This is a genomic window from Amycolatopsis sp. NPDC051716 (genome assembly GCF_040681595.1).
Lineage (GTDB): Bacteria > Actinomycetota > Actinomycetes > Mycobacteriales > Pseudonocardiaceae > Amycolatopsis.
The window spans coordinates 60886-87381 of sequence record NZ_JBFAZA010000037.1 but is presented as its reverse complement, the minus strand read 5'-3'; the positions used below and the strand labels follow the sequence as shown (position 1 = coordinate 87381).

General features: G+C 71.6%; 30 protein-coding genes and 1 tRNA gene. 11 read left to right on the top strand and 20 right to left on the bottom strand.

The window, feature by feature from the left end:
* Window positions 1-5 precede the first annotated feature (5 nt).
* The 4 genes from AB0M30_RS37865 to AB0M30_RS37850 form a co-directional block, all read right to left on the bottom strand.
* A complete protein-coding gene (locus AB0M30_RS37865) occupies window positions 6-1481 on the bottom strand; it encodes a family 43 glycosylhydrolase (protein ID WP_364594390.1) in 1476 nt (491 codons plus the stop codon).
* 67 nt (window positions 1482-1548) lie between these two features.
* Window positions 1549-3330, bottom strand: a complete 1782-nt coding sequence (locus tag AB0M30_RS37860) for a DUF1996 domain-containing protein (protein ID WP_364594388.1) — start codon at window positions 3328-3330, stop codon at window positions 1549-1551.
* A 262-nt stretch (window positions 3331-3592) separates the two neighbouring features.
* On the bottom strand, window positions 3593-4321 hold the full coding sequence (locus AB0M30_RS37855) for a cupin domain-containing protein (protein WP_364594385.1): 729 nt from the start codon (window positions 4319-4321) through the stop codon (window positions 3593-3595).
* Between the two features lie 17 nt (window positions 4322-4338).
* Entirely contained in the window at window positions 4339-4896 is a 558-nt protein-coding gene (locus AB0M30_RS37850; RefSeq protein WP_364594382.1) for a TetR/AcrR family transcriptional regulator, read from the bottom strand.
* A 100-nt stretch (window positions 4897-4996) separates the two neighbouring features.
* Here AB0M30_RS37850 and AB0M30_RS37845 point away from each other — a divergent pair, with 100 nt between their 5' ends.
* Both AB0M30_RS37845 and AB0M30_RS37840 read left to right on the top strand, forming a co-directional pair.
* Window positions 4997-5374 carry a DoxX family protein gene (locus tag AB0M30_RS37845; protein WP_364594379.1) on the top strand — a complete coding sequence of 126 codons (378 nt, stop codon included), beginning with the start codon at window positions 4997-4999 and terminating at the stop codon, window positions 5372-5374.
* A gap of 14 nt (window positions 5375-5388) precedes the next feature.
* Window positions 5389-6261 carry an RNA polymerase sigma-70 factor gene (locus AB0M30_RS37840; protein WP_364594376.1) on the top strand — a complete coding sequence of 291 codons (873 nt, stop codon included), beginning with the start codon at window positions 5389-5391 and terminating at the stop codon, window positions 6259-6261.
* 67 nt (window positions 6262-6328) lie between these two features.
* Here the strand turns inward: AB0M30_RS37840 and AB0M30_RS37835 are convergent, their stop codons facing one another.
* The 7 genes from AB0M30_RS37835 to AB0M30_RS37805 all read right to left on the bottom strand — a co-directional run bounded on the left by AB0M30_RS37835 (window position 6329) and on the right by AB0M30_RS37805 (window position 12888).
* Window positions 6329-7150, bottom strand: a complete 822-nt coding sequence (locus AB0M30_RS37835; RefSeq protein ID WP_364594373.1) for a hypothetical protein — start codon at window positions 7148-7150, stop codon at window positions 6329-6331.
* Complete coding sequence (locus AB0M30_RS37830) at window positions 7147-7776, bottom strand: hypothetical protein (protein WP_364594370.1); 630 nt, start codon at window positions 7774-7776, stop codon at window positions 7147-7149. Before AB0M30_RS37830 ends, AB0M30_RS37835 begins: the two co-directional genes overlap by 4 nt.
* A gap of 21 nt (window positions 7777-7797) precedes the next feature.
* Complete coding sequence (locus tag AB0M30_RS37825) at window positions 7798-8811, bottom strand: hypothetical protein (RefSeq protein WP_364594367.1); 1014 nt, start codon at window positions 8809-8811, stop codon at window positions 7798-7800.
* Window positions 8812-9061: 250 nt separating this feature from the next.
* Window positions 9062-9619 carry an ATP/GTP-binding protein gene (locus AB0M30_RS37820; RefSeq protein WP_013228186.1) on the bottom strand — a complete coding sequence of 186 codons (558 nt, stop codon included), beginning with the start codon at window positions 9617-9619 and terminating at the stop codon, window positions 9062-9064.
* A 16-nt stretch (window positions 9620-9635) separates the two neighbouring features.
* Window positions 9636-10007, bottom strand: coding sequence for a DUF742 domain-containing protein (locus tag AB0M30_RS37815; RefSeq protein ID WP_103338558.1), 372 nt, complete (start codon window positions 10005-10007; stop codon window positions 9636-9638).
* Window positions 10004-10429, bottom strand: coding sequence for a roadblock/LC7 domain-containing protein (locus AB0M30_RS37810; RefSeq protein WP_013228184.1), 426 nt, complete (start codon window positions 10427-10429; stop codon window positions 10004-10006). The genes AB0M30_RS37815 and AB0M30_RS37810 overlap by 4 nt, the downstream gene beginning before the upstream one ends.
* A 53-nt stretch (window positions 10430-10482) precedes the next feature.
* Window positions 10483-12888: a nitrate- and nitrite sensing domain-containing protein gene (locus AB0M30_RS37805; protein ID WP_364594364.1), complete on the bottom strand. Its 2406-nt coding sequence runs from the start codon at window positions 12886-12888 to the stop codon at window positions 10483-10485.
* Between the two features lie 533 nt (window positions 12889-13421).
* Between AB0M30_RS37805 and AB0M30_RS37800 the strand changes: the two genes are divergently transcribed.
* Together AB0M30_RS37800 and AB0M30_RS37795 are read left to right on the top strand one after the other, a co-directional pair.
* Entirely contained in the window at window positions 13422-14840 is a 1419-nt protein-coding gene (locus AB0M30_RS37800) for a fatty acid desaturase (protein ID WP_364594361.1), read from the top strand.
* A gap of 1 nt (window position 14841) precedes the next feature.
* Window positions 14842-15468, top strand: coding sequence for a TetR family transcriptional regulator (locus AB0M30_RS37795; protein ID WP_364594358.1), 627 nt, complete (start codon window positions 14842-14844; stop codon window positions 15466-15468).
* A gap of 14 nt (window positions 15469-15482) precedes the next feature.
* Here AB0M30_RS37795 and AB0M30_RS37790 read toward each other — a convergent pair whose 3' ends face one another.
* The 4 genes from AB0M30_RS37790 to AB0M30_RS37775 all read right to left on the bottom strand — a co-directional run bounded on the left by AB0M30_RS37790 (window position 15483) and on the right by AB0M30_RS37775 (window position 18440).
* Window positions 15483-16313, bottom strand: a complete 831-nt coding sequence (locus AB0M30_RS37790) for a haloalkane dehalogenase (protein ID WP_364594355.1) — start codon at window positions 16311-16313, stop codon at window positions 15483-15485.
* A gap of 10 nt (window positions 16314-16323) precedes the next feature.
* Window positions 16324-16761 carry a MarR family transcriptional regulator gene (locus AB0M30_RS37785; RefSeq protein WP_364594352.1) on the bottom strand — a complete coding sequence of 146 codons (438 nt, stop codon included), beginning with the start codon at window positions 16759-16761 and terminating at the stop codon, window positions 16324-16326.
* Between the two features lie 76 nt (window positions 16762-16837).
* Window positions 16838-18052 carry an aminotransferase class V-fold PLP-dependent enzyme gene (locus AB0M30_RS37780; protein ID WP_364594349.1) on the bottom strand — a complete coding sequence of 405 codons (1215 nt, stop codon included), beginning with the start codon at window positions 18050-18052 and terminating at the stop codon, window positions 16838-16840.
* Window positions 18053-18068: 16 nt separating this feature from the next.
* Window positions 18069-18440, bottom strand: a complete 372-nt coding sequence (locus AB0M30_RS37775; protein ID WP_364594346.1) for a DUF5997 family protein — start codon at window positions 18438-18440, stop codon at window positions 18069-18071.
* A 42-nt stretch (window positions 18441-18482) separates the two neighbouring features.
* On the opposite strand from AB0M30_RS37775, the gene AB0M30_RS37770 reads away from it, so the two are divergent.
* Entirely contained in the window at window positions 18483-19199 is a 717-nt protein-coding gene (locus AB0M30_RS37770) for a LysR substrate-binding domain-containing protein (RefSeq protein WP_364594343.1), read from the top strand.
* A 13-nt stretch (window positions 19200-19212) separates the two neighbouring features.
* On the opposite strand, the gene AB0M30_RS37765 is transcribed toward AB0M30_RS37770, so the two are convergent.
* Window positions 19213-19494 (bottom strand): isoamylase, encoded by a 282-nt coding sequence (locus AB0M30_RS37765; RefSeq protein ID WP_364594340.1) that lies wholly within the window; start codon window positions 19492-19494, stop codon window positions 19213-19215.
* Between the two features lie 208 nt (window positions 19495-19702).
* Here AB0M30_RS37765 and AB0M30_RS37760 point away from each other — a divergent pair, with 208 nt between their 5' ends.
* Complete coding sequence (locus tag AB0M30_RS37760; RefSeq protein ID WP_364594337.1) at window positions 19703-20218, top strand: hypothetical protein; 516 nt, start codon at window positions 19703-19705, stop codon at window positions 20216-20218.
* Between the two features lie 52 nt (window positions 20219-20270).
* Window positions 20271-20438 carry a hypothetical protein gene (locus AB0M30_RS37755; RefSeq protein WP_364594334.1) on the top strand — a complete coding sequence of 56 codons (168 nt, stop codon included), beginning with the start codon at window positions 20271-20273 and terminating at the stop codon, window positions 20436-20438.
* Between the two features lie 609 nt (window positions 20439-21047).
* Here AB0M30_RS37755 and AB0M30_RS37750 read toward each other — a convergent pair.
* Window positions 21048-22007 (bottom strand): hypothetical protein, encoded by a 960-nt coding sequence (locus tag AB0M30_RS37750; RefSeq protein ID WP_364594331.1) that lies wholly within the window; start codon window positions 22005-22007, stop codon window positions 21048-21050.
* Between the two features lie 185 nt (window positions 22008-22192).
* On the opposite strand from AB0M30_RS37750, the gene AB0M30_RS37745 reads away from it, so the two are divergent.
* From AB0M30_RS37745 to AB0M30_RS37735, 3 genes are read left to right on the top strand one after another with little or no spacing between them, the layout of a single operon-like run.
* Window positions 22193-23161 carry a hypothetical protein gene (locus tag AB0M30_RS37745; RefSeq protein ID WP_364594328.1) on the top strand — a complete coding sequence of 323 codons (969 nt, stop codon included), beginning with the start codon at window positions 22193-22195 and terminating at the stop codon, window positions 23159-23161.
* 32 nt (window positions 23162-23193) lie between these two features.
* Complete coding sequence (locus AB0M30_RS37740) at window positions 23194-23985, top strand: metalloregulator ArsR/SmtB family transcription factor (RefSeq protein WP_364594325.1); 792 nt, start codon at window positions 23194-23196, stop codon at window positions 23983-23985.
* A gap of 5 nt (window positions 23986-23990) precedes the next feature.
* Window positions 23991-24590 carry a dihydrofolate reductase family protein gene (locus AB0M30_RS37735; protein ID WP_364594322.1) on the top strand — a complete coding sequence of 200 codons (600 nt, stop codon included), beginning with the start codon at window positions 23991-23993 and terminating at the stop codon, window positions 24588-24590.
* A gap of 26 nt (window positions 24591-24616) precedes the next feature.
* On the opposite strand, the gene AB0M30_RS37730 is transcribed toward AB0M30_RS37735, so the two are convergent.
* Together AB0M30_RS37730 and AB0M30_RS37725 are read right to left on the bottom strand one after the other, a co-directional pair.
* Window positions 24617-25015, bottom strand: coding sequence for a VOC family protein (locus tag AB0M30_RS37730; protein WP_364594319.1), 399 nt, complete (start codon window positions 25013-25015; stop codon window positions 24617-24619).
* Between the two features lie 281 nt (window positions 25016-25296).
* Window positions 25297-25370, bottom strand: a tRNA-Ile gene (locus tag AB0M30_RS37725).
* A gap of 186 nt (window positions 25371-25556) precedes the next feature.
* Here AB0M30_RS37725 and AB0M30_RS37720 point away from each other — a divergent pair.
* Window positions 25557-25826, top strand: coding sequence for a hypothetical protein (locus AB0M30_RS37720; RefSeq protein ID WP_364594317.1), 270 nt, complete (start codon window positions 25557-25559; stop codon window positions 25824-25826).
* 41 nt (window positions 25827-25867) lie between these two features.
* Here the strand turns inward: AB0M30_RS37720 and AB0M30_RS37715 are convergent, their stop codons facing one another.
* Window positions 25868-26407 carry a hypothetical protein gene (locus AB0M30_RS37715; RefSeq protein ID WP_364594314.1) on the bottom strand — a complete coding sequence of 180 codons (540 nt, stop codon included), beginning with the start codon at window positions 26405-26407 and terminating at the stop codon, window positions 25868-25870.
* Window positions 26408-26496: the final 89 nt, after the last annotated feature.

Sequence of the window (26496 nt, the reverse complement as noted above, 5' to 3'; positions counted from 1 at the left end):
CCCGGTCAACCCGGCAAGTCCGGCTGGGGTTCGTCCCGGTCGGTCGAGTACCGGAATTCCCGCAGGGACACGGTTCCGGCGAGGGCTTCGACGCCGATCATGCGGCCGGTGAAGCCGGCCGCGACCTCCGTGGACAGGTAGCGGCCGTCGAACGCGCCGAGGACCTGCGCCCGGCCGTCCTCGCCGAGCACGGACAGCTCGACCAGGTCCGGTTCGGTGACCTCCTGGAACGGGCCGGAAACGGGAGGCCGCAGCGCCCGGATGCGCAGCGAGACGACGGAACCGGCCGCGACGGTCGCGACCACTTCGCGAGCGGGGCCGATGGCGAGCGTGGCCGTGACGGTGCCGCCGCCCGCCGTGAGGCCGTACCAGTGCCGGTCGTCGATGCGCACGACGAACGCGGCGGTGCCCCGGGAAACGTCGAGGCGCGCCACCGCCGTCCACTGTTCGTCGAGGGCCCGGGTCAGCAGCGGACGCCCCGCCGCCAGGACCAGCTCGCCTGGCCCCGCCCAGCGGGTGAACGTCTCGGGTCCGGCGCCGGGGGCCACCCAGCGCGGGTGCAACCCGGCGCTCGCGAAGCCGTCCGTGAAGCTCTGGTCGGCCGGCTCGACCGGGAACCGGCCTTCGGCCACGACCGGCCAGCCGTCGACCCAGTCCACGCCGGCCAGGAAGGTTTCGCGGCCGTTGACGTGGAACTGCGGGGTCTTGCCGCGCGGCCGGACGCCCAGGTGGACCATCGCCCAGCTGCCGTCGGCGCACTCGACCAGGTCGGCGTGCCCGGTGTTCTGCACCGGGTGCGTCGTGCTGCGGTGGGTCAGGATCGGGTTCGTGGGCGCCGGTTCGTACGGGCCCGCCAGGCTGCGGGCGCGCGCGATGGTGACGGCGTGGCCGCGTTCGGTGCCGCCTTCGGCGAGCAGCAGGTACCACCAGCCGTCGACGCGGTACAGGTGCGGGCCCTCCGGCGCCGCCAGGCCGGTGCCGTTCCACAGCAGCCGCGGCTCGCCGAGCACGGCTCCCGTGGCCGGGTCGACCGGCACGCTCGCGATGCCCCGCAGCTCCGGCCGGAACGACGCCCAGGTGAGGTGGCAGCCGCCGGCGTCGTCCCAGCAGAGGTCCGGGTCGATGCCGTCGGTGCCGGGCACGTGCACCGGGTCGGACCACGGCCCGGCCGGGTCCTCGGCGGTCACGATCAGCTGCCCCCGGCCGGCTTCGAGGATGTTCGTGGTGACGAGGTGGAACCGGCCGTCGTGGTGGCGCAGGGTCGGGGCGTAGATGCCGGTGTTCGCGGCGCCCTCGCTCGGCGGCAGCTGGCTCGGCCGGGTCAGCGCGTGGCCCACGAGCTCCCAGGAGACGAGGTCGGTGCTGCGCCGGATCGGCACGCCCGGCACGAACTCGAAACTCGAATTCGCCAGGTAGTACGTGCCGCCGACCCGGCAGATCGACGGGTCGGGGTGGAATCCCGGAACGATCGGGACCGTCATCGGTGGCTCCTCACGGGTGCCCGCCGCGGGGATGGCGGCGGCGGGCACCCGTGCCGGGCGCCCGGGGTCAGGCGTTGCAGGTCTTGTTGCGGTTGATGCAGTTGACGAGCTGGTTCATGATGCTCTGCGACATCACGTTGGCGAAGTCGTCGTGATCCGACAAGGGATTGTGCTTTTCGGACGGGAACGAGTCCACTTTGTACTGCTTCTTGACCTGGATGTCGTGCGGGATGTCGTAGACGAGGGTGATCCGCAGCTGCGGCACCGCCTTGAAGCCCGCGGCACAGCGACCGGCCTTGTCCGGGAACACGATGTGCGTGCGGTGGTTGGCGCTGTCGGTGTTCTTGCCGTCCCAGCAGCTCGGGAAGTTGTGGATCCGCTCGACCTTGCTGCCCTCGGGGCAGATCGGGTACTTGTCGGTCAGCCGGTTTTCGAAGCCGGTGCAGGTCCACGCCGCCCGGGTGTTCTTGGCGCCGTTGATGGAGGGCTTGGCGTCACCGGTGAGGGCCCGCAGGAACTTCGGCATCGCGACGACCTGGCCGGCCGGGCTGCCGCGGAAGGTGATCCCGACCTTCGCCGGGCGCTGGATCGCCCCGTCGTTTTCCGGCAGCTCGTTGTTGGCGTCCGGGCCGGGCAGCGGCGGCGTCGCCGTCGCACCGCCGTTGTTCCCGGTGTTGCCACCGTTGTTGCCGCCCTGGCCGAGGCTGCAGGGGGCGAGGGCGTCGAGGCCCTGCGGTTTGGCGGCGGTGCGGCCGATGGCGATGGCCATCCGGTCGATGGTGGCGACGCGCTTGTCCTTGAGCGGGCCGAGGATGGCGTTCTGGACGAAGTTCGGTCCGCCTTGGCCCTGGGTGCTGACGAGCCGCTGGTTCGCCTCCTGGATCTGCGTGTTCAGCAGCTGGAGGTTGCGGTCCACTTCGGCCTTGGCCGAGGCCGGGACGGCGGGGAGCTTGCCGGCGACGTCCGGGCAGGTGATCTGCTGCGGCGCGCCGGCCGGGGCGCCGCCGCCGTTGCTCGCGGGGTTGCCACCGGTGCCGGCCTGCTCCTTGAGCGCGCAGGGGGCGAGGGCGTCGAGGCCCTGCGGTTTGGCGGCGGTGCGGCCGATGGCGATGGCCATCCGGTCGATGGTGGCGACGCGCTTGTCCTTGAGCGGGCCGAGGATGGCGTTCTGGACGAAGTTGGGGCCGCCCTGGCCCCGCGTGCTGATCAGCCGCTTGTTGGCCTCGTCGATCTGCGTGTCGAGCAGGTCCAGGTTGCGGTTCACCTCGGCCATCGCCGAGTCGGGGACGTCGGGCAGCTTGCTGGCGACGTCCGGGCAGCTGATCACCGGGGAGGCGGCGTCCTGGGCGGCCTGGTCGCGGTCGCCGTCGGGCGACTTCGCCGGCGGGTTCTTCTCTTCGTCACCGGTGTCGATGCGCACCACCGGCCAGAAATAGGCGGACTTGTCCCCGTTTTTGCAGGTGGTCCCGGCGGCGTCGAGGCTCTTGTTGTTCGAATCCGCGTTCGACGAGAGGTTGCCGACGTAGTCGTGCAGGTGCTGGGCGCCGTTGCGGATGCCGGGCTGGGCGACGAAGTTGTCCGGGTTGAAGTGCTGGTTTTCGTTGCGGCCGCAGTTCACCGTGAAGGTACCGGTGGACGCGCCGCGGGCGTTGGCGGGCTCGGCGTTGTTCGGGGCGACCTTGAGGATGTCGATGTAGAGCGCGGGGTCGGCCTCGTCGGCGCTGGCCTGGCCGGGGTCGCCGAACGTCGTCGACACCGCGATCCCGCCGGCGGCCACGGCGAGCGCGAGGACACCGGTGGCGATCTTGGTGCGTCGGGAGATGCGGTGCTTTCCGGTGTTTCCGGGCATGAAGGGACTCCGATGGGTTCAAAGGGAAGAGATTCCACTGGCCCGACACCAGTGGGCGGTTCTCTGTTAGCGATAACAATGCCCGCCTTGTGAAGAGTTAACCGATTCTTTCCGGGGGATCAACGAGGGGCGAGCACGGCGTAATCGTGACCCGCGCGCGGCCCGTTGTCCAGAGCTTTGTCCCGTGAGGAAAGAGTTCGGAAATGTGGTGAACCGCATTGAACCGGGAGCCGTGTACCCAGGTGAGGCGAGGAGTGCGGGATCAGCTGTCCAGCAGGGTCAGGCTCGGCGTTTCGCCTGGTCCGACGGGGAAGTAGGCGAGGAACGTGACGCCGTCGCCCCGGGCGTCGAACCGGGCGATCCGGGCCGACTCCGGCTCGTAGAAGACGTCGCCGGGCGTGAGCACGGATTCGGGTTCGCCCTCGACCTGGTAAACGGCCGAGCCCGTTTCGATGCTGCCGAACACCGGTCCGTTGTGGACGTGCAGGCCGGGGTGTTCGTCCGGGGCGATGGTGATGCGGCGGACCTCGACGTGGTCGATCACGCGGGGCGCCGGGAGCCCTTGGTCCAGCAGCAGCGTGCGGGTGACGGCCGGGACGGCGGCGGGTTCGCCCGCGCCCGCCGGGTCGCCGATTTCGGCCGGGGTGCCGTCGGCGGGGAGTTCCTCGATCGCCAGGTGGGTCATCGGTGTCGTGTCGGTGGCGCCGTGCCAGTGCCACTCGCCGGCGGCGACGCGGACGGTGTCGCCCGGCCGGATCAGCTGCGCCGGGCCGCCGCGGCGCTGGACGTAGCCGGTGCCTTCGGTGACGACGAGGACCTGGCCGAGTGGGTGCCGGTGCCAGTGGGTGCGGGCTCCGGGGGCGAAGTGGACGCGGTCCACCCGGGTCCGGGACGGGCCTTCCGGGACGGCGAGCGCGGTGATCCACGCGCTGCCGGTGACCGCCTCGGCGGGGGCGGCGGTGCTGGTGGCCGGAACGTGGCGGACGTGCACTTGGCGTTCTCCTGGGGCTAGCGGGTGGTGAGCAGCGCGAGCACGCCGGAGACGGCCTGGTCGAACGGCTCGGGGGAGTTCGCGGCGCGGGCCAGCACGTAACCGCCCTGCAGGACGGCGACGATCGTGGCGGCGAGGGCGGTGGGGTCCAGGGTGGCGGGCAGCTCACCCGCGTCGCGGCCTTCGCCGAGGACCTCGGCCAGCCGGGCGCGCAGGTGCGCGAAGGTCTCGTCCACCGGGGCGCGCAGGATCGGGTCGGCGACGATGTCGGGGTCCTGGGTGAGCCGGCCGAGGGGGCAGCCCCGGAGCACTTCGCGCTCGCGCCGCAGGTAGGCGGTGATGCGCTCGACGGCGGTGCCGGGCGAGCGCAGCTGCGTGTCGGCGGCGGCCAGCAGTTCCTCGGCGCTGCGCCGCACGGCGGCCAGCGCGAGGTCCTTCTTGCCGGCGAAGTGGTGGTACATGCTGCCCTGGCCGGCGCCCGCCCGCTGCTGGATGGCCTTGGGGCTGGTGCCGACGTAGCCGCGTTCCCACAGCAGCTCGCGAGCGCTGTCGACGAGCTGGTCCCGGGTTCCCATGAGACGTAACTGTACATACTAGTAGGTACAGAATCAACGCTGTCACAGGTTCTCCCCGGCCGGTGTCTTGAGGCCGCACACCGTTCGAGAGGAGAACGTCATGAATCTGGTCCTGTGGATCGCGGCCGGCTTGCTCGCCGTCGTGGCCTTGACCGGAGGTGTCAGCAAAGTGTTCGTGCGCCAGGAGAAGCTGGCCGCGGCCCCGGGTGGGGAATGGACGGCCGACGCCGCTCCCGGCTTCGTCAAGGGCCTCGGAGCGCTGGAGCTGCTCGCGGCGGCCGGGCTGATCCTGCCCGCGCTGACCGGGATCGCGCCGGCGCTGGTGCCGGTGACCGCCGTCTGCTGGGTGCTGCTGATGGTGGGTGCGATGATCACCCACGTCCGCCACGGCAGCGCCGCGTTCGCCCTGCTGAACCTGGCCTACCTGGCCGTGGCGGCGTTCGTCGCCTGGGGCCGGTTCGGTCCCTTCCCGGCATGAGCAGAGGAGAGGTCATGACCGAGGCGTTCGTCGCCCACCGGAACCTGCTGTTCACCGTCGCGTACGAGATGCTCGGCTCGGCGGCCGACGCGGAGGACGTCCTGCAGGAGACGTGGCTGCGCTGGGCCGACGTCGACCAGCCGGGAGTGCGCGACGAGCGCGCGTACCTGGTCCGCATCACGACCCGCCTGGCGCTCAACCGGCTGCGCACGATGAAGCGCCGCAAGGAGGCTTACGTCGGCCCGTGGCTGCCGGAGCCGCTGTTGACCACGCCGGACGTGGCCGAGGACGTCGAGCTGGCGGAAAGCGTGTCGATGGCGTTGATGCTGGTTCTCGAGACGCTGGCGCCGACCGAACGCGCGGTGTTCGTGCTGCGCGAGGTGTTCGACCTCGGGTACGACGAAATCGCCGAAGCCGTGGGGAAGACCCCGGCCGCGGTCCGCCAGATCGCCCATCGCGCGCGGCGGCACGTCGATGCCCGACGTCCGCGCGAGGTGGTTTCGGCTCAGGAGACCCGGGCGGTGCTGGAAAGCTTCCAGCGGGCGATCGAGGGCCGGGATCTGCAGGGGTTGCTGGATCTGCTCGCGCCGGACGTGGTGTTGCTCAGCGACGGCGGCGGGGTCAAGCAGGCGGCCCTGCGCCCGGTGGCCGGGGCGGACAAGGTGGGCCGCTTCATGATCGGCGGCATCGGCAAGGTCGCCGTGGAGCTGACGAGCGCACCGGTGGTGGTGAACGGCAACCCGGCGCTGGCCCTGCACGTGGACGGCTCGTTCGACGGGATCATGGCGGTCCGCATCGAGGGCGGCCGGATCAGCGGGCTCTACTTCGTGCGGAACCCGGAGAAGCTGACCCGGGTGGAGGCGGAGACGCCGCTGACCCTGCGCTGACACGCCGGCCGTGCGGAGGGGAGAGCGGCCCGGCGGTGTGCTTCCCCGCACGCCGCCGGGAGGTGCCTCAGCTCAGCCGCTTGTCCCAGTCGGTGAACGCGTCGACCAGGTCCTCGGGTGCTCCGGTCTCGCGTAGCCGCCGGGTCTCCGCCTCGATGTAATAGCGGTACAGCGGAACCAGCCCCGCCGCCAGCTCCGGTTCCACCTCGGCCGGCTCCAGCGGGTGACCGGCGCGGACCTCCCGCGCCAACCGGACCAGTGACGCCGCCGGTGCGTCGGCCAATCCCAGGTACCAGTCGATCGCTTCGTCGTTGTTCGCCGCGCGGCCCGTCGGCGTCGTTCCCGAATACAGGAAGCGGACCGGGAACAGCACCGCCTTCGTGAACCACACCTTGTCCACCAGCAGCCGCTTCGGTGTGCGGAACTCGGCCGTCACCTCGTCCGTCGCCAGCACCGCGATCGCGAAGCCGGCGCTCTCCAGCAGCAGCTCCGCGGCGGAAGGCCGGGCGATCTCGGCGCGGACGTCCGAACCGGCCAGGACCCGGCCGTCGTCGGCCAGCTGCAAGCGGTCCAGGGCCGGGAAGCGGCCGTCGTCGCGGCCTTCGCGCAAGGCCGGCAACGAGGCCCAGAACACCGAAAGCTTGCGGTGCAACGGGCTCCGTTCCTGCAACGCCGCCGTCGTGCTCTCGACCGCCGAACGGTCGCCGTCGCCGATTTCGGTGAGGACCAGGGCCAGGTCGATGTCGCTGGCGGCCGCGGAGTAGCCGCCGTAGGACAGGCTGCCCAGCACGTAGGCGCCGATCAGGCGCTCTCCCAAGGCTTCCTGGTAGGCCCGGGCGGCCTCGGCGGCGATTTCGCGCGCCGCGGCCGCCGGTTCGGTGGTCGTCATGCGGCCACCGTATCGCGGCGGGCGCACTCGGCGATGCGGTCGGAGACCACGCCGATCACCTGCCACGCGCGGTCCAGGACCGTGATCACCGCTTCCGGCGTCCAGTCGCCGCGCCGCCGCAGCACTTCGTAGCCCATCTCGAGGTGTTCGACGTCCGCTTCGTCGTGCAGCTCGAAGTATTCGTCGTCGGGGAACGCGCGCGTGCCGGCCTGGCTGAACACCAGGCTGCCGGCCTCCAGGGCCAGGTGGGCCAAGGCCGCGCGCTGCACGCCGGGCAGGATCGCGAACTGGTCGACGAACCAGGACGCGCCCATCTCGATGACCGGGTCCCAGACCAGCTCCCGGTCCTCCGCGCGGCTGCGGGCCAGGATCTTGTCGTGGCCGACCTCTTCCGCCTGGTGTTCGCAGGCGAGCGCGCGCAGCTCCGGGTCGCTCTCGAAGGTGACCCGGGCGCTGATCATCCGCTGGAACGCGTTCGACCACGGCTGCAGGTACGTCAGGACCGCCTTCTTCGTTTCGGCCGTGGTGTTCTCGTCGGTCAGCAGCCGGATCAGGTCCGACGCCTCGTACTCCCGTTGCCGCTGCTCGTTGTGGCGGGCGACCCGCTCGACGTCCTGCTCGGTCACGATCTGCTCCTTCACGGTGGACTATCCGAGATCGACGGGCGAAAGGGGGGAGGGCGGCGGCCGGTCGTAGACCGGGAACCGGAAGTACGTGGTCACGTCGCCGTGGCGGCCCGCCGCGCGGAAGCTCACCAGTTCCAGGACCCCCCGGCTGCCGCTCAGCGGCCCGGGCGCCAGCGCGGCGGCGAGGGCGCGGAACCGGCCGGGGTCGACGCCGTGGTCGTGCAGCAGCGCGGCCGTGCGCTCCACGGCTTCGCGGTCGTCCGGCACGAGGGCGGGCAGCCGGAGGTACGTCGTGGACTCGGCGGCGCGGTCCACACCGGATCGGAACGCCAGGCAGCTCAAGGCCGCCTCGCCGGCGTCGGCGTCTTCGCCGGCCAGCGTCCGGTAGGCCGCTCGCGCCTGGCGGGAGTCGTGGTGCAGCGCCACCGCGGCGACGCGCTCGACCTCGGCGAGGTCGGCGTCGTGGTTGCGGTAGTAGATCTTCACGCGGGCCTGGGCGTCGTCGGTCAGGTCGACGGCGAAGAACTCGATCTCGCGGTCGCCTTCGACGGTTTCGACGCGCCGGCGGGCGTCGGCCCAGGCCGCGGCCAACCCGAGCCGCGCCATGGCTTCGGTCACCGCGGCCTCGCGGTGCGCGTGCGGCCACGAGTACAGCCCGAAGTACGTCTTGTGGACCACGCCGGAGGGGGGCCGCCAGGCGATCGAATGCCACAGCGGTGCCGGGGACGGCCGGCCCGCGCGCGGGGTGAACGTCTCGCGGACGTGGTCGAGGCGCCGGGTCCGGAAAACGCTCTCACCAGGCCAAACCACCTCGTGGCCGAGGCTGTCGAACAGCACTCGCAGTTCCGGCCGCGCGCCGGACCAGTTGACCGACATCTCGGCCGGGAAGCCGTCGTCCGCCACATAGGACGGCTGGACGGGGACCGGGCCGATCCGCTCGTGCGCCCACGGCGGCAGCAGGGCCCGCAGCATCCCGGTGGTCCGGACCGACTGTTCGAGGGGGACGTCGAGCGCTTCGCACGCGGTCGACCACATTCCGCACAGAAAGTCACCGAACAGACGACCCTCCGCCGGATAGTTTTCCCTTATATATTCAGGAAACTCCGGCACGCGACTCGTCACGAGCGGATGCTATCAGTTGGATGCTTGCTCAACTAAAAGTCTGCACCCGGGTGGTCCAGTCAATTGCGCCATGTGGGTACGCCGGTGTCCACTGCGGCCACGGAGGGCCACAACGGACACCGGCGGGTGTCCTGACGGGACAAAAGCGGACAACGCGCAGGTCTCAGACCCGGGCGGCCGGCACCACGGTCATCGCGTGCTTGACGAGCCGGATCAGCGCGAGCTTGCTGGAATCGCGGTCGCGTGCGTCACACATGACGATCGGCACACGGTCCGGGACGACCAGTGCCTCGCGGATCTCGTCGGCGGTGTAGCGCGGCGCGTTGTCGAAGCAGTTCACCGCGACGACGAACGGGATCTTCCGGCGTTCGAAGAAATCGATCGCGGCGAAGCTGGTCTCCAGCCGCCGGGTGTCGACCAGCACGACCGTCCCGATCGCCCCGCGGGCCAGGTCGTCCCACATGAACCAGAAGCGCGCCTGGCCCGGCGTCCCGAACAGGTACAGCACGTGCCGCGGCGAGATGGTGATCCGGCCGAAGTCCAGCGCGACCGTCGTGGTCGTCTTCCGCTCGACGCCGGACAGGTCGTCGACGCCGGCGCTCGCCTCGGTGAGCACCTCTTCGGTGGTCAGCGGCGGGATCTCGCTGACCGAACCGACCATCGTGGTCTTCCCCGCGCCGAAACCGCCCGCGATGATGATCTTGACCGGCGTGGGGACCATGTCCGCCCCCGTGCCGTCAGTACTTGATGAGGCCATCGAGAACCGCCTGGAGTGTTTCGAGGTCCGGCGCCTGCGCCGGGTTGTGGGCAGGGGAGCGCGTGATGACGAGGCCGCGTTCGATCAGGTCGCCGACGAGCACCCGCACGACCCCGAGCGGGATCTTGACGTAGACGGCGATCTCGGCCACGGACACCGGGTGGCGGCACAGCTGCACGATCGCCACGTGCTCCGGGCCCAGCCCGGCCGGCTCCTGCTCCGACCGCAGCGTCATCACCTGCGTGGAAAGGTCGAGCCGCGCGGTACCGGCCGGCGTCCGGCCGCTGGTGATCGTGTACGGCCGGACCAGCGGCCCGGCGGCTTCGTCGTACCAGCCGTCTTCGGCACTCATGTGGCCTCCCGGAGGACCGACGCCGCTTCCCGCGGCGCGGACGCCATGTAGTCACCGACCCGCTTGACGAGCCGGCTCATCTCGTAGGCGATCATTTCGACGTCGACGTTGTCCGCGGCCAGCACCGCGAGGCAGGCACCCTGCCCGGCCGCGGAGACGAACAGGTAGCCGCGTTCCATCTCGATCATGTTCTGCAGCACCGGGCCGCGGTTGAACTGCTTGCTCACCCCCTTGGCGAGGCTTTGCAAGCTGGAGGCGATGGCCGAAAGCTGGTCCGAGTCGTCCTTGCTCATCCCGGCCGACTTGCCGATCAGCAGCCCGTCGGCGGACAGCACGATGGCGTTCTGCGCGCCGACCACGCGGTTCACCATGTCGTCGAGCAGCCAGTTGAGATCGGGTTTGGGGCTCCCGTACTCGTTCATTCGACTTCAGACCCTGACTTTCCTGTGTGGACTTCCGTGTGTGGTCGGGGGAATTACGAGTCGTCGTCCGGTCCGCCGCGCCCGCGGCGGGTGCCCTTGTGGAACGCCGCGAGCGTGCGCGCGGTGCCTTCCCCCGGCGCCACGACGTCGTCGGCGCTGTCGTCGGGTTCGTTCTCCAGCTGGGCGACGAGGTTCTGCTGCGGCTCCCGCCGGGGCAGCCGGGGCCGGTCGTCGGTCGGCCGCACGTCCGTTGCCGGACTCACGGCGACCGGCTCCGGCGCCGCCGCCGGCACGGAGGGCAGCGCGTCGGGCGGGGTGAGGGCACGTGCCGGGTACGGCCTCGGCTTGGTGTCTCGCTTCATCGGGATCTGGCCGCTGAACGAGCTGGGCGTGTCCATCGTGCGGAGCGGGCTTTCTGCTGCTGCCTGGGACGCCGGGGCGCCGACCGGCGCGAGGACCGCGGTGTCCTCCGCCGGCGTGGACCCGGAGCCGTCGGCCCGGTCGGCGTCCTCGCCGGCCAGGTGCTGGGTGGGGATGAGGACGGTGGCGCGCAGGCCGCCGTAGCGGGATGGGTCGAAGGTGACGGTGATGCCGAGCCGGGCGGCCAGGCGCGCGACCACGAACAGGCCGAGGCTGGAGTCGGCTCGCAGTGCCATCGCGTCGAACTCGGGGGCCTCGGCCATCATCGCGTTGGCCCACTCGCGGACGCCGTCCTTCATGCCGAGCCCCTGGTCCGACACGTCGACGACGACACCGCGCGCGACCATCCGGCTGGTCACCTCGACCGGCGAGCCGGGCGGCGAGAACGACGTCGCGTTGTCGACGAGCTCGGCCACGAGGTGGATCGTGTCGGCCACCGCGGCGCCGAGGATCGCGACGTCGGCCACCTGCTCGACCTGGACCCGGGCGTACTGCTCGGTTTCCGAGACGGCGGCGCGCAGCACCTCCATCAGCGCGACCGGCTTGCGCCAGCGGCGGCCGGGCTGCTTGCCGCCGAGGATGATCAGGTTTTCGGTGGTGCGGCGGGCGCGCGCGGCGAGGTGGTCGAGCTGGAACAGCGACGCCAGCTGCGTCGAGTCGTCCTCGCGCGCTTCCATCTCGTCGAGGATCTGCAGCTGCTGGTGGACGAGGACCTGGTTGCGGTGCGCGATGCCGAGGAACACGTTGTGCACACCGCTGCGGGCCTTGGCCTCGCTCGCCGCGGCGTTGACCGCGGTCAGCTGGGCGACGTTGAACGCCTCGGCCACCTGCCCGATCTCGTCGCGGCCGTGGTCGAGCCGGGGGAGTTCTTCCTTCAGGTCGACGGCTTCACCGTTCTTCAGCCGCGCCACGATGTCCGGCAGCCGGTTGCGGGCGAGGTCGAGGGAGTCGTTGCGCAGCCGCGCGAGGCGCGTCATCAGCGCGCGGTCGACGAGCGAGCGGGACACCCGCACCGCGACGATGATCGCCGCCAGCGACGCCAGCAGGGCCACGATGCTGCCGATGATGACGTTGCGCAGCTGGGCGTCGCCGGAGTCGATCGCGGCGGCCGAAACCTTGTCCGCCTGGGTGATGGCGAGGTCGTTGAGGCCCTGGGCGACCTGGTTCGTCGCGTTCTCCCAGTCCGTTTCGGACACCGGCACGGACTTCTGCTCACTGGCGGTCCACGGGCCGTGCTTGACCAGCGCCGCTTCGGCCGTCCCCAGCTGCCGCCAGGCCGTGCTGGTGGTCAGCGCCTGGTACCGGTCGCGGACGCTGGGGTCGAGGAAGGGCGCGATCTGCGTCAGCTGGGTCCGGTAGAGCCCGGACAGCTGCGCGAACTGGGCGAAGTCGTCGGGTGCGAAGGTACCGGCGGAGAACGCGGTCGAGACCAGCGACGTCTCGCGCGACATCATGTCGCCGGCGCGGAAGACCGAGGTCGCCGTGATGCCGCCGGTCGCGGCTTCGGAGTCGGGGACGATCCGGGCCTGGGTGTCGAAGAGGTTGGACGCGGTGTCCATCACGCCGTTGTAGTAGCTGTTGACCTGAGCCCGGTCGATGCTGCGGAAGCTGATCTGCGAGCGCAGCACGGGCAGCTGGTCGAACTGCGACTTCAGCGCGTTCACCTTGGACGCGATCTCGTCCGGCGCGTTGGAGATGGTCGCGGCGAACGCGTCCTTCAGCTCGGAAAGCTTGGCGTCGGTGGCCTTCTGCTGCTGCTGGAGCCGGGCCGGGCCGAGCGCGGGGTCATCAAGGTACTGCAGGGCGGTCTGGCGTTCCTTCTGGAACTCGGCCAGCGCGGTGGCGGCGGGGATCGACACCTCGCGCACGGAAGCGGCGACCAGCCGGACGTAAACGCCATTGAAGAGGAAGTACGACGAGACAGCGATCCACAGCACCAGCAGCGTCACGCTGGGAATGAGAACGGTCCTGGTCAGCCTTTTGCGGATCGACTTGTCGTACGGCTTGTCCGACTCGTCCCGGGGGTCTTTGTTCAGCACGGCGGTTCACGAACTCCTGAGTGACGGTCGGCGAGGAATGGGGACCCGGACGAGGAAGCGGACACGACGATGGGACACAGCGGCCGCCGTCACCCGTCTTCGCCTCACCCTCCGTGTTGCCGCAGAATCGATCAGGGTCCGTTTTTTACCACGAACCCCTGACACCCGGTCGGTGCGACCCGGCTTCCGGACACTCGTCCGCCCGACGGCGAACAGCGTTTACTGTCTGCTTCGGGACGATTACCGGCATTTCCTCAGGTACTGGCGTTGTGACCTATTTAGGGATGCCGATCGCTGGTCCGAACGGGTGAAAGTGAATTCCGCCGCTTCGGTGTGTGCGGTGGTTGACGGCGGAGCAAAGAAGGGAACGGGCACTGCCCGGAAGTCTCTCCCGGCGGGGGAGTCCGGTGCGGATGAGCGAACTCGCAGCGTGTCCGAGGGTGGGGCGAGCAGCTTTACAGGTGCTCAAACATTGTCAACCTGACTGGACATCGCTTACCCTCCTGTCAACGCAGTCCGCCAAGGAGGGTGTGATGGGCGAAGCGATCGGGACCGTGCCCGCCGGCTCGACCGAGCTGTGGCGCGACCGCAAGCGGTACCTGTGGCTGATCGGCCTGGTCGTGCCGTCCCTGGCGTTCCTGGCCATCGGGCTGCACGCCGCCACCGGGTGGGGTGGCTGGTTCTGGATCGGGCCGGTCGTGATCCTCGTGATCGTGCCCGCCATCGACCTGGTCGCCGGGCTCGACCGGAGCAACCCGCCCGACGACGTCATCGCGCGGCTGGAGAACGACCGCTACTACCGTTGGATCACCTTCGCCTTCCTGCCCGTCCAGTACCTCGGCTTCGCGGCCGCGTGCTGGCTGATCGCGCGGGGTGAGCTCACCGTGGTGGACAAGATCGGGCTCGCCGTGTCGATCGGGTGCGTCGGCGGGATCGGCATCAACACCGCGCACGAACTGGGCCACAAGAAGGAAAGCCACGAGCGGTGGCTGTCGAAGATCGCGCTGGCGCAGAGCTGCTACGGGCACTTCTACATCGAGCACAACCGCGGCCACCACGTCCGCGTGGCGACCCCGGAGGACCCGGCGAGCAGCCGCGTCGGCGAAAGCTTCTACCGCTTCTGGCCCCGCACGGTGTTCGGCTCGCTGAAGTCGGCGTGGCGGCTGGAGCGCAAGCGCTACGCCCGGCGCGATCGCCACCCCTACCGGCTCGGCAACGACGTGCTCAACGCCTGGCTGATGTCCGCGGTGCTGTGGGCGGCGATGGTCGCCTGGCTCGGCGTGGGTGTCCTGCCCTACCTCGTGATCCAGGCCGTCGTCGGGTTTTCGCTGCTGGAGGTCGTCAACTACATGGAGCACTACGGCATGCTGCGGCAGCGGGTCGGCGCCCCGGGGCGGCGCCGGTACGAGCGCGTCGACCCCAGTCACAGCTGGAACTCCAACAACATCGCCACGAACGTGCTGCTCTACCACCTGCAGCGGCACAGCGACCACCACGCCAACCCGACCCGCCGCTACCAGACCCTTCGCGACTTCGCCGAGTCGCCGGTGCTGCCCACCGGGTACGCCGGGATGATCGTGCTGGCGCTCGTCCCGCCGCTGTGGCGCCGGGTGATGGACCCGCGGGTGCTCGCCCACTACGGCGGCGACATCTCGCGCGCCAACATCCAGCCGGGCAAGCGGGCGAAGGTGCTGGCCCGCTACGGAACCCGCGTCACGGCGGCCGCGCGCGAAGTCGCCGACACCCGCGGCGACGCCACCGAAGGCGGCATGTGCCCCGGCTGCGGGTACGTCTACGACGAGCAGCGCGGCGACCCGCGGGAGGGCTTCCCGGCCGGCACGCCGTGGGCGGCGATCCCGGACTCCTGGTGCTGCCCGGACTGCGGCGTGCGCGACAAGGTCGACTTCGTCGCGCCGGGGCGGGTTGCCCCGGCCGGGGGCGGCACGACCTAGAATGCCGATCATGAGCGGGGCGGTTCCGGTGCCGGCGGAAGGTGGTCAGCACCGGCGGCCGATCATCGCGGCGGCGATCGAGCTGACCGCCCGGTCCGGCTGGCCGGCCGTCACGATGGCCCGCCTGGCCGAGCTGGCGGGCGTCAGCCGCCAGACCGTGTACAACGAGATCGGCTCCAAGGCCGCGCTGGCCGAAGCGATGGTCGCGCACGAGCTCGGCCGGTTCCTCTCGGTGGTCGGCGCCGCCTTCGACCGCCACCCGGACGACCTGGTCGAGGCGATTTACGACGCCGTCCGCGCGGTCCTCGAACTCGCCCACGACAACACGCTGCTGCGCGCGATCGTCTCGGCGACGCACGGCACCGCCCCCGAGCTCCTCCCGCTGCTGACCACCGACTCGGGCGCGTTGCTCGCCCAGGCGAAGGCCATGGTGGCCGATCGCGTCGCGGCCTACCGCCCGCCGCTCACCGCCGATCGGATCGACGTGGTGATCGACCTGGTCGTCCGCACGGTCCTCAGCCACGTCATGCAACCGTCGGACACCCCGGCCCGCACCGCCGACGGCCTGGCGTGGGTCGCGGCGCGGGTGCTCGGGGTGACGGCGAACCCGTCGTTGCGGCACACGTGAGGCCGGCGGGAACGTCAGCGAAGGCCGTGCCGGTCCAGCCAGGCCGCGATTTCCGCGGCGATCTCCTTCGGCCGGTCCTCCTGGGCGTGGTGCCCGGCCTCCCCGCCGGCGACGACCTCCAGTGCGGCGATGTGATCGGCGCACCACTGCGCCATCTTCTCGCCGATCAGCAGCGTCGGTGAGCCTTCGAACGTGATGAGCAGCTTCGGGGTGCTCTCGCCGGCCGCCAGCCACTCGTCGTAGGCCTCGATCCGGGTGACCAGCTCGGCCGGGGCGCCGCCCAGGGGCAGCTGACGCGCCCAGGCGAGGACCGGACGGCGGCTTTCGGGCGTCGGGAACGGGGCGAGGAAGGCGGCCAGCTCTTCGTCGCCGAGCGGGGTGCGCACCCCGCCGGTGAACGCCTGGCGGATGAAGAGGTCCCACGTCAGCACCAAGTCCTCGCCGGCGCCCGGCGTGCGGATCTTGCGCGACCGCTCGGCCGCCTGCGGGGTCAGGTCGTCCCAGGCCATCGGCTTCACGATGGTCTCGAAGAACGCGAGCCCGCGGACCCGGCCGGGGTGCCGGGCGGCCCAGTCGAAGGCGAGCGCGCCGCCCCAGTCGTGGCCGACGAGGACGACGTCGTCCAGGCCGAGCGCGTCGAACCAGGCGTCGAGGTGGTCGGCGTGGTCGGCGAAGGTGTAGGCGATGTCCGGCTTCGGCGACCGGCCCATGCCGATCAGGTCGGGAGCCAGCAGCCGCCCGGCGCCGACGTGCGGGAGGATGTGGCGCCAGCTGTGCGACGACGAGGGATTGCCGTGCAGGAAGACGATCGGGGTGCCGGTGCCGGTTTCTTCGTGGTGCAGCATGGAAGTCCTTTCAGGACTCGAGCGGGGTGTCGAGGAGGAGGGTGAGCTCGCGCGCCAGCGCCGCGGTGCGCTCGCCGGTCCGCCCGCCGAGCGGGGCGAGGAGCCGGTCGAGCAGTTCGGCCACGGTGGCGATCGCCGGCTCGGTCACCTCCCGCCCGCGGGTGGTGAGGCGCAGCCGGACGGTCCGGGTGTCGGCCGGGTCGCGGGTGCGTTCGACGAGCCCTTCGGCGTCGAGTGCGCGGGCGAGTTTGGAGACGTAGAGCGCTTCCAGGCCGGTGTGGTCGGCCAGCTCGCGCTGGCTCGGCCTCGCCCCGGCGCGCTCCAGCCCGGAGAGCGAGGACAGGAAGACGTACTGCGCGTGCGTCAGCCCGATCGGGGCGAGGGCGCGATCCACCGCGACCCGCCACTTCGTGGAAAGCCGCCAGACGAGGTGACCGGGAGTGCTCATGCCAGAAACTGTACATGGCTACTAAGTACATGGCTACTATTTATCGTGTGGACCGGCCGGACCGGCTCGGTGCCCGTCAGCCGGCGAGTTCGCGGATGCGGTCCATCGCCCGCCGGACCTCGGCGAAGCCGGTGGTGAGCGGGCTCAGCCCGATGCGGATGCCGTCGGGACGGCGGAAGTCGATGAGCACGCCGTGTTCGATGAGGACGCGGGAAAGCCGTTCGGCGTCCGGGTGGCGGAGGGTGACGTGGCCGCCGCGGCGGTCGTCGTCACGCGGGGAGGCGATCGTGAACCCGAGCGGGACGAGCCACGCGTCGGCGAGGGCGAGCACCCACCGGCCCAGCGCGACGGCCTTGGCCCGCACGCGGTCGATCCCCGCTTCCGCCAGCAGTGCCACGCCTTCCTGGACGCCCACCATGCCGAGCACCGGCGGCGTGCCGGAAAGCGCCCGCCGGATGCCGGGCGCGGGCACGTACTTCTCGGCCATGCCGAAGGTGTCGGCCGCGCCCATCCAGCCGGTGACGGGCTGGCCGAACTCCGCGTGGTGGCGGGCGTTGACGTAGAGGAACGCGGGCGCGCCGGGCCCGGCGTTGAGGAACTTGTAGGTGCAGCCGACGGCGAAGTCGGCGCCCGCCGCGTCCAGCTCGACGGGGAGCGAGCCCACGCTGTGGCAGAGGTCCCAGACGACGAGGCCGCCGCGCTCGTGCACCACCCGCGTGACGGCGGCCAGGTCGGTGATCGCCGCCGTCCGGTAGTCCACATGGGACAGCACGACCGCCGCGGTTCGCGGCCCGGTGACCGCGGCGACGGCTCCGGGGTGGACGTCGCCGGTCTCGATCCACCGGACGGTGCGCCCGAGTTCGGCGGCGACGCTCTCGACGAGGAACCGGTCGGTGGGGAAGTTCGCGGTGTCGGTGACGATCTCGTCCCGCTCCGGCCGCAGCGCGACGGCCGCTCGCAGCGTCTTGTAGAGGCAGACGGACGTCGAGTCGGCGACGATGGTCTGCCCGGGCGCGGCCCCGAGCGCGACGCGGCCCAGCTCGTCCCCGAGTTGTTCGGGGAGGGCGAGCCAGCGCTCCTCCCAGGCCCGGATGAGCCGCCCGCCCCACTCGTGCTCGACGAGCTCCCGCAGCCGTTCGGCGGTGGCCCGCAGCGGCCGCCCGAGCGAGTTCCCGTCGAGGTAGGCCACGACACCGGGATCGGTGATCGGCACGAACCGCTCGCGGAAGGCGGCGAGTTCGTCTTCGGCGTCGAGGCGGTCCGCTCGCTCGGGCGAAACGTCGGTCGTCATGTCCTCGTGGCCCGGCTCAGCTCTTGTTTTCCTTCACCCGCACCGTTTCCTTCCGCACCTCGGCCTGGGTGGCGCGCTCCCGCACCAGCCAGTCGGGGCTTTCCGCCTTGAGCGCGTCGATCTGTTCGGTGGTCAGCGGCTCGGTGATGCCGCCGCGGGTGAGGCCGCCGATGGAGACGCCCAGCTTCGCCGCGACCACCGGCCGCGGGTGGGGGCCCGTGCGGCGCAGTTCGCGCAGCCACTCCGGCGGGTCGGCCTGCAGCGCGTTCAGCTCGTCGCGCGTCACGACGCCCTCCCGGAACTCCGCGGGGGTGGCTTCGAGGTACACGCCCAGCTTCTTCGCCGCGGTCGCGGGCTTCATCGTCTGGGCGGTCTTGTGCGACGTCATGCCGTCCAGGGTAGCCAGCGTCACTCCCGGTAACCTGACCCGGTGACCTCTTTCAAGCTCGCGTACGTCCCGGGAGCGACCCCCGCCAAGTGGGTGCGGACCTGGGGCGAGCGGGTCCCGGAGGTGCCGCTGACCCTCGTCCCGGTCGCCGCCGCGGACGCCGCGGCGCTGCTGCGCGCTCGCGACGCCGACGCGGCCTTGCTGCGCTCCCCGATCGACCGGGACGGCCTGCACGCGATCCCGCTCTACACCGAGACGACGGTCGTGGTGGTGCCCAAGGACCACCTGATCGCGGCGGCGGACGAAGTGTCCACCGGCGACCTGGCGGACGAGGTCGTGCTGCACCCGCTCGACGACACGCTGGAGTGGCCGGCGCTGCCGGGCCGCCCGGCGGTTTCGCGGCCCGAGACCACGGCCGACGCGATTGAGCTGGTCGCGGCCGGCGTGGGCGTGCTCGTCGTCCCGCAGTCGATCGCCCGGCTGCACCACCGCCGTGACCTCACCTACCGGCCGGTGGAGGACGCGCCGCAGTCGAGCGTCGCGCTGTCGTGGCCGGAAGAGGAGACGACGGACCTGATGGAGCAGTTCATCGGGATCGTTCGCGGCCGGACGGTGAACAGCACGCGCGGGCGCCCGGCGGCACCGGCCGAACGTCAGCGGCTTGAGCGCAAGCCCGCCGCGGCGAAAGCGGCCAAGGCGGCGAAACCGGCCCGGCGGAACACGGGCGGGGGCGCGGGGAAGCGCCGCCGCCGGGCCTGAGCTGCCGGCGCTGTCAGGAGGTCGCGCAGACGCAGTTGCCGTCGGCGCGGTCGGGCAGGTCGGGGTCGTCGAACCAGTGCCCGTCCTCACCGAGGTAGCGGAAGTGCAGGACCGTGCCCGGCGCCACGTCGACCGACGCCGACCGGCGGCCGTTGGACCGCGGCGTGAGGTGGTGGCGGCCGGGGGTCCAGTCGTTGAACGTGCCCACGACGCTCACCCGGCCGGGCGGCGCGCCGATCGGGAGGCTGAAGGTGACGCGCGGGGTGCCGGCCCGGCTCTTGCTGATCTTGATCACGGGTGTTCGGGGCCTTTCGCGGGGAGGGGCGAGGGGATGTGCTCGGCACTGAGCGCCGACATGATCGCACACCTGTGACGATTCGGTCACGCCCAGTGCCCGATCGGGTTACGGCGCCGCTCAACGGTCCGCCACCGACCGGGTGGTCCTCGGGTGAACCATGATCATCTTGGGGTTGCCCGCGGGTGGCGGTGGGAAACTGACAGCCGTGACCGTCGTCGCTGATCGTCAAGTCAAGGACCCGTGTGCCTGGCTCAGCGCCGTCACCCACGAGCTCGCCGACGCCCCTCCGGCCGACACGCGAGCGGTGCTCTTGACGGTGTGGGACGGGCTGGTAGCCGCCCGGCTGGCCGGGCTGTACGCCGCGGCCGCTTCACCCCGCTGGCGGGCCAGACAGCGTCACGCCGAAGCGGTCGAGTTCGATCTCGCCGTGCAGCTGGCGCGCAACTGCACCATCGGCACCGGCCTGGCCTTCCCGGCCCGGCTGCCGGGCGCCGCGGTCGCCTGGCCGGGGGAGCGGGCCGACGCGGCCGTCGCGGCGGTGGTTTCCTTCTGCGGCACGGCGGAAGCGGTGCTGCGCCGGGCGGGCGAGCTGACGCCGGTGTGGGAGGACAGCCTGCTCGGCCCGGTCGCGCTGGCCCGCTGGCTGGCGGACTGCTGGACGGGCCGCCACACCGGCTGCCCGCTGCGGCTCCCGTCGCCCCCGCCGCCGTGGTGGCGCTGACGCCCGTGTCCGTCAGGGGAAGGCTGGTGCGAGGGGAGAGAGGAGGCCGGGAGTGAGCGACCCCTGTTCGAGACTCCCGGAGGCAACCCGCGCGGCGGTACGCGCGCTCCTGCTGGCCGAGCTGACGGCGGCGGGCCGGCGTGCGACGGCCGCGGGCTGCGCGCCCGAGGTGCTGACGGCGGTGTTCGAGGCCCGGCGCCGTTCGGTCGAGGACGGCTGACCGGGAGTCACGCTCGAGTGCCCCGGTGGACGCGGGAAGAAGGCCCGGTTCCCCTCCCAGGGAACCGGGCCTTCCCGCCCCCGGCGGTGTCGGCTGGTGGTCAGCGTGGTCGAGATGACGTCGTCGGCCCTGTTGGTGTCGGTGCGCGCGGGGCTGCTCGGCTACGGGGCTGCTTGGCCGCGCCGGGCTGCTCAGCCGCGCGGGGATATTCGCTGCGCCGCGCTGTTCGGCCGCGGGGGCTCCTTGGCCGCGTGGTGGCTGCTTGAGCGTGCGGTGCTGCTCCGCCGCGCCGGGCTGCTCCGCCGCGCCGGGCTGCTCGGCTGCGGGGCTGCTTGGCTGCGGGGCTGCTTGGCCGCGCCGGGTTGCTCGGCCGCGTGGGTTTGGTTGGCCGGGTGGGGCTGCTCGAGCGTGCGGTGCTGCGCCGCCGCACGCGGCTGCTTGGCCGCGCCGGGTTGCTGGCCGCGTGGGTTTGGTTGGTTGGCCGGGTGGGGGCTGCTCGAGCGTGCGGTGCTGCGCCGCCGCACGCGGCTGATCGAGCGTGCGGTGCTACTCGGCCGCGCCGGGTTGCCCGGCCGCGCGGGGGCCGCCAGAGCCGCTCGGCCGCCGGGCTCAGCGGTCCAGGATCGCCAGGACCGTGGTCACGATCCCCGCCAGCCGCTCTTGGTTCGCCAGCGCCGCCGCCAGCCAATCGTCGCGGGCGGTGGTGTCCGGGGCGCGGCCGCCGAACACCGTCCTGACCACCGTCGTCACCGCCGCCGCCGGGGCTTCTCCCCGGTTCAGCCGGGTCTCGATCGCCCGCAACGCCTGCTCGGCCAAGCCCGCGAGCCGGGCGTCCGCCAGTTCGTGCTCGCCGACCAGTTCCAGGGCCGGGAGCTCGGCCGGCGTCGGGGCGACCGGGGCCTGCTTGTGCCCCAGCGGGCGCTCGACGTGCTCCGCGTGCCACGCCGGCCGGGTGCGCATCGCGGTCAGGACCCGGTCGACCTCGCGGTCGAGGGCGTCGCGGGTGGCCGGCGGCTCGCCCGTGACCTCGGCGCGCCTCGCCGCCCAGCCGTCCAGGGGCCACAGCTCGGCGCCCGCCGTGGCCGGCACTCCCACCCAGACCAAGATCTGCACAGCCAGGTCGCACAGCCACGGATCATCCCCGAGCGCGCCGGCCAGCCACGCCGGCAGGCGCGGCCGCTGCAGTGCCCCGATCTCCCCGCGGCGACGCCGGTGCGCGTCGACCGTGGCCGGGGTGAGGCGGGTCGCCAGCCAGCCCTCGAGGTTCTCGATCGGGCTCGTCGCGCGCCGCAGCGCGTGGTCCACCACCGCCTCAACGTCGTCGTGGAAGCGGTCGAGGCAGTCCGGGCGCAGCCATTCGAGCCCGCGGGCGCAGTCCGCGTGCCGGCGCCGGTGTTCCATCGGCTTGGTGATCCGCGTGAAGACCAGCGGCCACGCCACCGTGTAGACCCCGCCGCGCAAGCGGGCGAGTGCGCGGGGCCGGGCCGCCGCCGCCGAGCCGGCGAGCAGGCCGTCGCGGGCCAGCTGCCGGACGCCGGCGACGTCGGCCGGGCCGGTGGTGTCGAGCACCCTTCCTCCCCGATGCCGAACGGAAACCCGACGGGGAAATGGTCGGGCAGCCGCGGATGCGGAAAAGGCCGCGGCCGGGCCGAAATGGCGGGGAACTGGCCAATGCGTGGCCACCACGGAATCACCTGATCGGCGCAGCCGGTGCCGCCGATCGCTCCGAAGTGCGCGTGCCACACTGGAAATCCATGGCACACGAAGACGGGCTGCTCCGGGAACTCACCACCTTACGGCGCGGCTGGGGATTGGAGGCCGAGCGGCTGCGCAGCCGGCTCGGGCCGCTCGTTTCCGGCTGGTGTGAAATCCACCGGACGACGAGCGATCGCGACGCGCGCCGCGTTCTGCGCGAAGCGATTTCTTCCGCGATCGCGGAATTCCCGGCCGACGACAGGCTGGCGGTGAACGTCGCCTTGGGCATCGCCCCCGGCACCCAGCACGCCCTGCTGAGCGACCGGATCGGGGTGCTCGCGGATCAGCTGCGCGTCTCGGAGCGCACGGCCCGGCGCCGCGTCGACCGGTCGTTCGCCCGGCTCGCCGCGGAGATCGAGGCCGGCACACGGCCGGGTGACGGCGTGCCCGACCCGGAGGAGGGCTGGTTCGTCAAGCGGCTCAAGGTGCTCGTCCGGCTCGACACCGCCGAGCCGGAGGTGACCGAGGAACGGCTGATCGTGGCCACCCGCGACGCCCTCAGCCGGATCGCCGCGCAGTTCACGGTGCCCCGCACCGAGGACGGCGACGGCGAGCGCGACGTCGCCGCGGACGCCCGGCACGGCGTCCGGATCAGCGCCGGCGTCCGGGAGGGTCAGCGGCACTTCCGCTGGCTGCTCGACCTGCCGCGGCCGCTGTCCCGCGGCGACAGCCACACGTACTCGCTGGTGTACCGCATCCGGGACGGCCTCCCGATCCGGCCGTCGTACGTGTTCGTGCCGCTGGTGACGTGCGAGTCGTTCGAGGTGCGCGTCCGCTTCGACCCGCGGCGGCCGCCGCGGGTGGTCTGGCGCCTGGACCGCGTCCCGCCCTCGGTGCTCGCCGATCCGCCCCAACCGGGCGAGCCGCTGCCCCTGGACGGCGCGTGCGAGGTGGCGCAGGCCTTCGCAGCGCCTCAGCTGGGGTACGCGCACGGGCTGCGCTGGCTACCCGGCCAAAATATTCCTTGACGTGAATATTCTGCTGTGTGAATACTTGGGCCATGGACGAGATCGCCACCGCACTGGGGGACGCCGCGCGGTGGCGCATCGTCGAACTCCTCGCCGAGCGACCCCGCTCGGTCGGGGAGCTGGCCGAACTGACCGGGCTCCGGCAGCCGCAGACCACCAAGCACCTGCAGACCCTCGCCCGCGCCGGCCTGGTCACCGTCTTCCCCCTCGGCCGTCGGCGCGTCCACGCTCTCGAAGCCGATCCCCTGAAAGCGCTTGCCGCGCGGCTGGGGGAGCTGGCTGACGCCACCGAAGCGCACGCCGGTGAGCGGGCCGCCGTGGCGCGGTACCGCGCCACGATCGAGGCGGACGCGGCGGCCGCGGACCGGGACCGGTGGGCGGACGGGCGCTCGTTCACGTTCGACCGCCTGCTGCCCGCGCCGGTGGGTGCCGTCTGGCGGCACTGGACGGACCCGGACCTGCTCGCGTCCTGGTGGGTGCCGCCGTCGATGACGGTGACCGCGTGCACCCTCGAGTCGTGGCCGGGTGGCCGGGTGGTGCTCGGCTACCGGGACGCCGACGGCGAGTACCACGCCGAAGGCCGGGTGCGCGTCGCCGACGAGCCCGGCCACCTCGGGTTCGACCTGGCGGTGACCGGCCCGGCGTCGTTCACCGGCCACTACGACCTCGAGCTCCTCCCGGACGCGGCCGGCACCCGGCTGCGGCTGGGTCTGCGCATCACCGCGACGACCGTCGGCGCCGTCCCGTTCATCGCCGGGATCGAAACCGGCTGGAGCCACGTGCTCGACCACCTCACCGCCGTGCTTTCCGAGCGAAGGGCCTGACTTCCATGACCGAGCCGACCGGCCGCCGGGTGACGGCGAACCTGAGCCTCACTCTCGACGGGCGCTACCACGGCCCCGCCGGCCCCGCGGACCTGGGCGCGATCCTCCCGTACGCCACGACGGAAACCGCGCGCCGCCACTTGGGCCGGATCTGGGAGGGGGCGACGACGGCGGTCCTCGGTCGCCGCAACGCGGAGGGTTTCCTGGGCTTCTGGCCGACGGTGGCGGCGGACGAGAAGGCGGACCCGCGCGACCGCGCCTACGCGCAATGGCTGGTGGACGCGGAAAAGGTGGTCTTCTCGACAACGTTGCCGAGCGCCCCGTGGGACCACACCCGCCTGGTGAACGCACCGGCCCCGCAAATCATCGCGGAGCTGAAAACCGAACGGGGCGGCGACATCCTCGTCAACAGCAGCGCGAGCGTGATCAAACCACTCCTGGCAGCGGACTTGCTGGACCGCCTCTACTTGATGATCTGCCCCGAAATAGCGGGAGCGGGTCCCCACTTGTTCGAAGACGGCCTACCGCCCTCGAAGTGGCACTTGACCCACCATGAAGCGGGCGCGAAGGGCGAGACGGCAATGGTCTACGACCGAGCGCGCTGACAACGAGAGAATCCACAAAGGCCCGCTCAGACGTCGGCTTCGATGGCGAAGGTGTTGCCATCCGGGTCTTGGAACCAGGCAATCCGTCCACCACCGGCCCGGGCGGTGATCCCCTGCGCATCGTGTTCGAGTTGCTCATACCGGGCGAACTCAACACCGGCCGAAGTGAGCTCGCCGACAACCTTGTCGATATCATCGACGTACCAGGTCGCCAGCGTGGCTGGGCTCTTCCCGGCGGTATCGGACTGGTACACGTTCAGCGCCGGTCCGCCACCGGCTCCGTAGGTCCGGCTGCCTTCGGCGATGTGGGCACTGGGCCCGGACTGCAGAGCCCGCAGCCCGAGCTTCCCTTCGTAGAAGGCAACCGCCCGTCCAATATCGGACACGGCAACAGAAGCTCTGACGTGGTACGCGCTCAAGGTCATGAACCACCTAGCCACCCCATCGCACCCGCACGCAACTCCGAGCATGCCCTCTCGCAACCCAGCGAGCGACACGGTGACCCAGCCGCCCCAAGCTGTCCCGGCAACACGGTGACCCAGCCGACCCCCAACGACACAGTGAGCCAGCCACCCAAGGCGACCCAGACGGGGGTCCGGGGGCAGAGCCCGCCGGGCGGGGTCTGGGGGTTGCACCCCCAGAAGAAAACAACGAAACGAGAGAGCCCGGGTGAGGAAGCGAAGCAACGAGCCCGGGCTCACGAGTGTAGGGCGGGCGGGGCTCGAACCCGCGGCCAAGGGATTATGAGTCCCCTGCTCTAACCAACTGAGCTACCGCCCCCTCGCCTCGGGGTTCCCGAACAACCCGAGGTTTGCATCTGCACAGAACACTCAGTTCGCTTCAAGTTATCACAGCGGCCATCCGGGCAGATCCGGTAGGCCAAACAGGTTGAAGTGGCCGCCGACCGGCGCAGGCTCGTTTAGGTTGCAAGGGCGTCACCGCTGACCGGAACGGCGGGAGGAAGCAATGGGCTCGGCCACCTCGTCCTCTTCCCGGGCCACCCGGCTGGCGTGGCTGAACGCGTTCACCGCGGGGGCCGGTTTGGGCTATCTCGCGCACGAGTACCGGGAGGTCGTCGTGGCGAACCCCGGGGTCATCGGTTTGGCGTTGTTGCTCGTGTTCGCGGCCGGTTATCTGGTGCGGGCGGTCGCGCGTGCGTTGCGGCGCGCGGGTTCTCGTGTCGACGCCATTTTCGCGGAGGAGCTGGGAACCAAGCCTTCGCCCCGTCCGCGTTGACGGAAAGCCTTGGCGGGCAGGGCGAAGACCGCGGATTCCGCTCAGCGGCTGCTGGGTGCCGATGTCGGGAAGGGCGGAGTCGGCTCGAGCGAGGTGCCCGGTGTCGGGTAGTTCGACGTCGGGGTGGGGGAGGTGCCGGGCGTCGAGGTCGGGGTCGGGAGGTCCGACGTCGGCGTGCGGGAGGTGACCGGCGGTGTCGGGGTGCCCGGTACCGACGCCGCGGCGTAGGCCGCGTAGCTGAACCGGATCCGGCCGGACGTCTTCGGTGTGTCCTGGGTGGCCATCGCCCGTACCCGGAACGTGGTGGCGGTGGCGGAGTCCTGGACCGTGCTGAGCAGATACCCGTCGGCCGCGTCCGGCGTGATCGGTGAAACCACGATGGCCTCCGGTACTTCGCCGAGGCCGTGGGACACCGTGCAGTAGCCACCGCTGTCGATCACGCAGGTGGCTTGGCCCGCCTGGACGGCCGGTGCCGGTGCCGGGCCGGCCGCGGCCGACGCGCCCGCGAACGCCACCGCGCCCGCGGTGACCGCCGCGGCGCCGGCGAGTGCGGCGAGCGCGGTTCGTGCTGTGTTCCCCATGGAGATCCTTCCTGAGTGGTGATGCACCGCGCATCGCTGCGCCGGCCGCCGCCGTTACTCGGGATCCCTTTGTACGTCTTGTGTATGCG